Raw genomic sequence first — 7,366 nt, 5'->3', positions numbered from 1 at the left:
CCAGGCATGTCGTCCACCATCGATGTGACCGGTGAACGCCGGCATACGGCGCTCGACGCCGGCTGTCACCCGGCGCGGGGGGCCCCCCCCCCCCCCCCCCCCCCGCCGGGGTGCTCACTCCTGCCCCGTCTTGAACGCGTAGAGGTCGCGCAGGTTGGCGCGGACCAGGTCGCGGTCGTACCCGAGCGAGCGGCCTTCGGCGGTGGGGTAGGTCTGTTCCCAGAACCCGAGCAGCTGGTCGGCCCAGGCGCGGCTGCTGACCGGCAGCCGGTTGCGGGCCTTCTGGACCGCGGCCGCCTCACCGCTCGCCACCTCGACGAAGGTCGCGTAGATCGGCGAAGGCTGGGACTGGCCGTCGGGCCGGACGGCGCGCAGCTGGGAGGCGAACTGCCGGCGGATCGGGCTGTCGTCGGCGAGCGTCCATTCCTCGTAGGCGGACAGCAGGCTCCCCCACGACGACGTCTGCTCCAGCTGGCGCAGCCGCAGCGTCATCACGGCGGCCCCCGGGTCGGTCGTGGCCCGTACCCTGATCGCCCGCGGCGACGCGGCCACGCCGTCGGTCACCTCGACCTGGCCGTTCCACATCGCGCACATCAGCCGGTGCAGGATGAGCACCCGGTGTGGCTCGGCGGTGGCGAGCCAGCCGTACTCGTAGCCGAGCCGCTGGCGCCAGCGCAGGTAGTCGGCCGGCTGCTCGTTGCCGAGCGCGTCGGACCACTCGCGCAGCAGCTCCCGGACCTCCTGGACCTCGTTGACCGCCATCGAGGTGCGAAACAGCACCACCGCGATCGAGTCGGACGTCCCGGACTGGAAGTCGAAGCGCGGCTTGCGGTCACTCGGCAGGGCCAGGCTCTCGCGCAGGTAGCGCTGGACGGACTCGCTCGACGCCTTCGTCTCCGGATGGGAGATCAGGATCTTCAGGTCGCCGGTGCCCTGCGGCTGGAAGCCGGCCGGCAGCAGCGCGGCGACCTGCTGCTCGAACTGGCGCAGGTCGGCCGGGTTGACGTCCTCCATCCGCCGGTCGGCCGCCCGGGCGAGCAGCCGGCCCAGCGACGGCAGCAGCGGCAGGTCGTCGTCCTCCTCCAGCTCGAAGAGCCGCTTGACCTGCTGCTTGAGCTTCTCCCTGATGTAGCTGACGGCCCGCTCGGCGCCCCGGTCGTATGTGGACTCGGCGCCTTCCCGAAACGCCTGCCGCCAGTCCTCCGGGGCGAGCAGCATCCGGACGACGTCGGCCTCCAGGGCCCCCTCACGCAGGTTGCCGCGCTGGATGAACCGGCGGACCACCGTCTCGTAGAAGATGTCCAGGCGCCCCTGCGCCGGCAGCAGCAGGGTGACTCCCTGGCGCTCCCGGGTCAGTTCGATGACCTGGTGGTCGAACGCGTCCTGCTCGCCGAGCGCGAAGGCCTCGAACGCTCCGACCATGGCGTCGAGGGAGCGCAGCGCGTTGCCCATGGTGCGTTCCCAGCCGCGCGACTGGGAGCTCCAGGCCTCATGCCACAGCCGCCAGGTGTTCCACTGGTACCACTCGTTGAGCGCGCCGAGCGCCCCCTGCACCACCGGGTCGGCCCAGCGCACCTTCGCCATCCCCGCGCGACGGTCGCGGATGTCCGGCGGCATCGGCGGCGGCACCCCGATGCCCGGCCGTGCCTGCGGCAGTGCCTTGCGACGGGACAGCAGCCCGGCGACGCCCTCCCGGTCGATCGGGTCGGTGAGCTCGTTGTGGCCACGCATCACCCGGCGCACCCGGAACAGGTCGGTCTCGCCCAGCAGCGCGAGCAGCGCGGCCAGCGGCTGGAACCGCTGGCTCGCCATCTCCGGCGCCCGCTGGCGCAGCTGGATCTCCAGCGAGTGCAGCGCCGCGTACATGGTGTCGGCGTAGCTCTTGAGCGACCGGAGGATCTCCGAGGCCCCGTCCGTCGGCCGCGGCGGCGGCACCGGCAACGGCGGCCGGTCGAGCAGCTCGCCCAGGTTGGCCTCGTACATGAACCGCTGGATCAGCGGCCGGTTCGACTCGACGCCGCCGGGCGGCGGGGTGAACAGCTGCGCGGTGGCCCGCGCCAGCAGCCGGTTGCCGACCAGCTCGGCGAGCTCGTCGCCGGGCACCGTCAGCGAGGCCACCAGGCTGGTCGACACGCCGCGGTAGCCGATCCCCGAGTCGGCCGGGGTGCTGCGGTCGTTCGCCCCGTTGATGAACGAGTCGGCGAACGACTGGAACGTCTGGCCCCTGACCCGCGCCTCCTCGGCGACGTCGGTCTGCTCCGCGGAGACCAGCGACAGGACCAGCGACGCGATCGAGCGGTGGATGTCGTCGCGCTTCATGCCCGCGGTCCGGCTGAACAGGAACGCGGTCTGGACGGTGCCCGGCCGCAGCTGCAGCGACCGCGCCGGGTAGCGGACGTCGATGTCGCCGCCGACCCCGTCGGTCTGGTCGAGCTCGCCGCGGGCGCGGCGGGCGTTCTGGTCGTCGACGAGGCGGAACAGGTCCAGCAGCGCCCGGCCGGAGTTGAGGCGGGCGTAACGGCCGCCTCCCTTGCCCTCCTCGAAGGCGCTGGGCATCAGCACCAGCGGGTAGATCCGCAGCCCGATGTTGGCCCGCGCGAACGCGTCCCCGATCAGGTGCAGGTAGTCGTAGAAGATGCCGGTCCCGGTGCCGCCGGCGACCGAGAAGGCGACGAACACGTCGCAGGTCCGGCTCGACTTGCCGCCGAGCTCCCGCAGCTCGCCGTTCGCCTTCGCCAGCGCGTCGATGGCGGCGGTGATCGGGTACTGGGCGGGGGCGAGGTCGTCGCGCAGGGTCTCGAACAGCGCGGCCCGGCCGACCGTCGGCAGCTGGCCGGCCCCCCGGTTGATCGGGTTGACCAGCGGCTCGTCGTCCTCCGGCGGCAGCCACGACCGGACGTACTCGCCGGCCGCCAGCCGCAGGCTCGCGGCCACGTCCGGGTACGTGTCGAACTGCGGGACCAGGTCGCGGACCAGGTGGGCGGTCTTCGACGCCGCCCCGTGGTGCGCGGCGCCGGGGACCGTGGCGCCGTAGATCCGGTCGAGCTCCGCCTCGTTGAGGTCCGCGTAGACGAACTGGACACAGGCAGGCAGCTGGAACGGCAGGTAGGTCGAGTTGGTGGCCTGCATCCTGGTCGCGAAGGCGGAGCCGTCAGGCCCGCAGAGCGCCTGGCGCAGCCGGCGCTCCACCTCGGTGCCGATCGCGCAGCCGGTGCCGCCCAGGCCGACGAACATCATGGGCTGGTAGATGTGCAGCTGGGTCGCGGTGTTGCTCATCGGCGACAGTCCGATCCTCGTCTTCCTGGCGTCCCGCGCGGCCTGGGCGGCCGCGCGGTCCGCTCGCCCGCCGGCGGCGCGCGCCCGCCGAGAAGCGGGCGGCCCGTCCGGCCACGTCTGTACTTGTCCTTAGATACGACGGAACGTCACCACATGGTGTCGCCGCGGCTCGGCGGCGGGGCTGGCGGCTGGTCGGTCGGGTGCCGGGTCGGGTCCGCCGGGTCCGCGCTCCAGGTGGTCGCGTCGCCGGGAGAGGTCGGCGTGGTCGGCGGGGTCGCCCACCCGGCCTCGGCGCCAGGGGCGCCGGTCGCCGGGCCGCCCCAGGGGTTCGTGGCGCCGGCCGGCCCCCAGCCGCCGCCGGCAGTGCCGCCGGAGGCGGCCGGGCCGCCGCCCGCCGGGCCGGCCTGGCTGCCCCAGCCGTTCGTCCCGCCCGCCGCCGGGCCGCCCCAGCCGCCGCCGGGATCCGCGCCGGCGGGTGGCCGCTGGCCCCCGTTCCAGGTGGACGCGTCGGGGCTGCCCCAGCCGCCGGCCGCGGAGGCGGAGGTCGCCGCGTCGCCGCCGCCACCCCAGCCGCCCGCCGCGCCCGCCCCGGCGGTCGGGGCCCCGCCCCAGCCGGCACTCGCGCCGGCGCCAGGCGAGCCGCTCCAGCCGGTGCCCGCGCCCATGTCGGGCGCCGGTCCCTGGCCGCCGCCGTTCCAGCCGGTGCCGGCCCCCATGTCGGCGAACTGCTCCTGCCCGCCCGGGCCGGGCGCGCCGCCCGGGCCCGGCCCATGGCCCGGCTGACCGCCCGGGAACGAACTCGGTTCCCGAGGGCCGACGCCCGGCGCCCGGCCGTCCAGCAGCACCAGTTCCACGCCCTCGGGCAGCGGGATCCGGGTGCCGACGTCGTCCGTCTGGGAGATTCCCCGCGGTGAGGTGACCGTGAGCTGGGCGTGCTTGGCCCGGGTGACCGTGTAGGCGACGTCGCCCGGGTTGGCGAACGCGAGCGTGACACCCATCTGCCCGGCCATGACCTGGAAGCGGAAGGCCGGAGCCCAGTACGAGGGCGCGGGCAGCCGGGCCACCTCCCGCCCGCCGTGCCACAGGGTGGCGGTCAGCTCCTGGACGTCGGCCCGTGCCCTCGCCCGGCGGCGCGCCACCAGCACGGCCGCGGCGGCGGCCGCGAGCACCGCCACGGCGAGCGGGAAGAGGTACCAGTACTTCTTCCACCACGGCGGCGGCGCGACGAGTTCGAAGATCAGCCGGCTCTCGGCGAGGACCTTCCCCTGCCCGCCGGACGAGACATCCAGGACCCGCAGCACCACGTCACGGTCGCCGTAAGCCGCGTCCGCGGGGATGGAGATCTTCAGATCCTGCCGGAACCCGTTCTGGCCGGCCGGCACGGACAGGGTGGCCGGGTCGACCGACAGGCCGTCGCCGCCCTCGAGCGCCAGCTGGATCCGCAGGTCGGCGGCGCCCGGGTTGTCCACCTGGAGCGAGCCGTCGATCGTGCCGCCCCGGTACTCCCTGTCGACCGGCGGCAACGACAGGATGGCGCCGCCGGAACGCGACCCGGGAATCCCGTAGGTCGCCGACTGCACGGTGCCGCGCAGTCCCTCGGCCTGGACCGACCCGGTGATCCGAAGCTCTCCGGTCGCGTTGGTGGGCACCGTCACCTGGCCGGCGTATCGGCCGTCGTTCGCCTTCTCGTCCCCGGACGTGCCGTCGTCCACCAGCGTCACCGGCACCGCGCGGAACCCGTCACCAGCGAGGGTGGCGCGAAACGCCAGCCCCTCCAGCAGCGTCGGGTCGGTGATCGGCTCGTTGCGGCTCGTCAGCAGCGACACCCGCACCGTCGCCCGCTCGCCGGGGCTGGGCGCCGCCGGGACGAGATCGATCGAGGTGTTGAGCTCGCCCTGCCAGATCAGCGTGACGTCGACGGTCTGCGGCGTGGAGTTCTGCGGCCAGGTGAAGATGACCTCCCACCGGCCGGGCAGCGGGTCCTGGATCCACAGCGACTCGCTGGTGCCCGAGGTGGCCAGCTTGAACACCGACCCACGGGCCTCACCATCACCCTGGACGAGATTGCCCTCGGGGTCCTTGAACTGCACCTTGATGTTCTTGTCGCGCTTCTGCGCGTTGATGGTGCCGGTCGAGGCGGTCATCGGGATGTCCACGAAAAGCGACTTGGTGTCGCCGGGCTGGCCCTGCTCGGTGATCGGGCCGTCGAACTTCCCACAGGTCGCGTTCGCGAGTGCCTCGGTGACCGAGGCGCCGACACCGCCCGACGTCCCGGCGTACCGGTAGGACGGCGCCGCGACCGGGACCTCGGCGCACGCCGGGTTCGCTCCCGCGCCGATCTTCTCCAGCCGGCCCATCCAGTCGACGTCGACCTCGTCGCCGAAACCGAGCGGCCAGACCTGGATTCCCGCGTCCTTCAGCTGGGGCGAGATCTCCTCCAGCACCTGCCGCTTCGCCTCCGCGGTGCGGCGCTCGCCGGTGAGGTTCTGGCCGTACTTCGGGCTGTTCTCGACGTGCACGCCGCCGTCGGTCAACAGGAAGATCACATCGAAGTAGTTCGGATCGTGGTTGCTTTCCAGAATGCTGAGCGCCTTGGCGAGGGCGGACGCGTGGTCGGTCCCGCTGCCCTCGTCGACGGTGCGGACGTGGAACTCGTCCTGGCAGGTCGTGAAGTCGGCGCTGCCGACCGGGGCGAACGGGCACCGGTCGATGGCCGGGTCCTGGCCCGCTTTCCCGTCGTCGCTGCCGAACCCGATGACGGCGACCTTGGAGCTGGGATCGAGGTGGCCGTGGGAGGCGATGATGCCCGCGGCCCCGGCCTCCTCGGCGACGTCGGCCGGCGTCTCGCTGCTCGACTCGTCGATCAGGACGACGGCGTGCACCCGCGCGCGGCCGTCGGGCGATACCGTCGCGACCTCCCCGCCGGGCGGCGCCGGCGAGCCCGTCGGGGCCGGCGAATTGGACGGGACGGGGGTGGACTGGGCCGCCGCCGGGATGACCGCGAATCCGAGCAGAAACGCGATGGCGCCGGCCACCGCCGCGAGCCGCCGCGAGGCACTCGGCCGAGACCGGTTACCCCGGCCGAAACGGGCCCTCCGCGAGTCGCCTCGGCTCTCGGGCACCACAAGAGCCGCGCGATTTTCTCGCCGCTGCATCGCTCGCCGCCTCCCCCTGGCTCGCGCGACGGTAGGGCCTGCACCGCAGGCGCCGCGCCTCCGCCCCACAACTGACGGATGGCCGGCTCAATCCGACCAGTCGACACGGGTCAGTGGTTAGGTTGCGCGTCCGCAACATACACCCTGATCCGACATCATTGGTACCTTCCAGCGAGGGAAGATCAATTAACTATCAACAAAAATCCAGTGACCGGTAATCTCCGCGCACCGCCTTTCGGACTGTTTCAGACAACGCGGCGCGTAGTCGCAGGTAGCGACGCTGGCAACGCAGGCGAAGGCGGCCAAGGCGACTCAGGCGGGGATGGTCGGCACCCGGCCCCGATGGGGGCTCCCGGCCGAGGCGGGGCTCCCGGCCGAGGCGAGAAGCCCTTGGGGCGAGCCGCCGGCATCCGGCCGTCCAGGCGGGGCGAGAGCGCCGGCGCCAACCCGCCAGCACCAGAGCAGGCGGACGCGGCAGAGTACGCGGCGGGCACGCCGGATACAAGGAGCGAGCTTGCACTCACCGGGGTCGAGTGCTAAACAGGGACCTGGCACTCAGGTACGCTGAGTGCCAGCAGGCTGAAACGACGAGGCCACGATCGGGAGGTTCCTGCTCGTTGCCCTTCGGGCAACTCGCCGGGCTCCCGCGCAACGCTGGCCCAGGGGGGCGACCCCCTGGAACCCCCGATGTCGCGCTTCGCGCGACCTTGGGGACCCGATGTCGCGTCTCGCGCCACCCGGGGCCAGCCCGTCGCGGGTGCTGGCGACCGATCGTGAATAGGCCGTCCGTCGCGGGCGTCGTTGTGGCCAGGCCATCACACTGCCATATCCCTGTGGGAGGACTCCGACACCATGCCGAAGATCATTGCCTTCGATGAGGAGGCGCGGCGCGGCCTGGAGCGCGGCATGAACCAGCTGGCCGACGCCGTCAAGGT

Annotated in this window: 2 protein-coding genes; both read right to left on the bottom strand. The window is 73.0% G+C overall.

Annotated elements, in window-relative coordinates:
* Positions 1 to 114: 114 nt before the first annotated feature.
* Positions 115 to 3,276, bottom strand: coding sequence for a tubulin-like doman-containing protein (locus I6A81_RS39600; RefSeq protein ID WP_203008067.1), 3,162 nt, complete (start codon positions 3,274 to 3,276; stop codon positions 115 to 117).
* A 146-nt stretch (positions 3,277 to 3,422) separates the two neighbouring features.
* The gene (locus tag I6A81_RS39595) at positions 3,423 to 6,311 is read right to left on the bottom strand and encodes a vWA domain-containing protein (RefSeq protein WP_203010476.1); all 2,889 of its coding nucleotides are present in this window, start codon (positions 6,309 to 6,311) and stop codon (positions 3,423 to 3,425) included.
* Between the last annotated feature and the right edge of the window lie 1,055 nt (positions 6,312 to 7,366).

Source organism: Frankia nepalensis (assembly GCF_016786325.1).
In the GTDB taxonomy this organism is placed as follows: domain Bacteria; phylum Actinomycetota; class Actinomycetes; order Frankiales; family Frankiaceae; genus Pseudofrankia; species Pseudofrankia nepalensis.
Note: the sequence above shows the minus strand (reverse complement) of the source record. Positions and strands in the feature narration are given on the sequence as shown.

What these genes read in the sequence shown, in the direction of transcription:
- I6A81_RS39600 (WP_203008067.1), bottom strand. Translation starts at nt 3,276, where the DNA reads ATGAGCAACACCGCGACCCAGCTGCACATCTACCAGCCCATGATGTTC.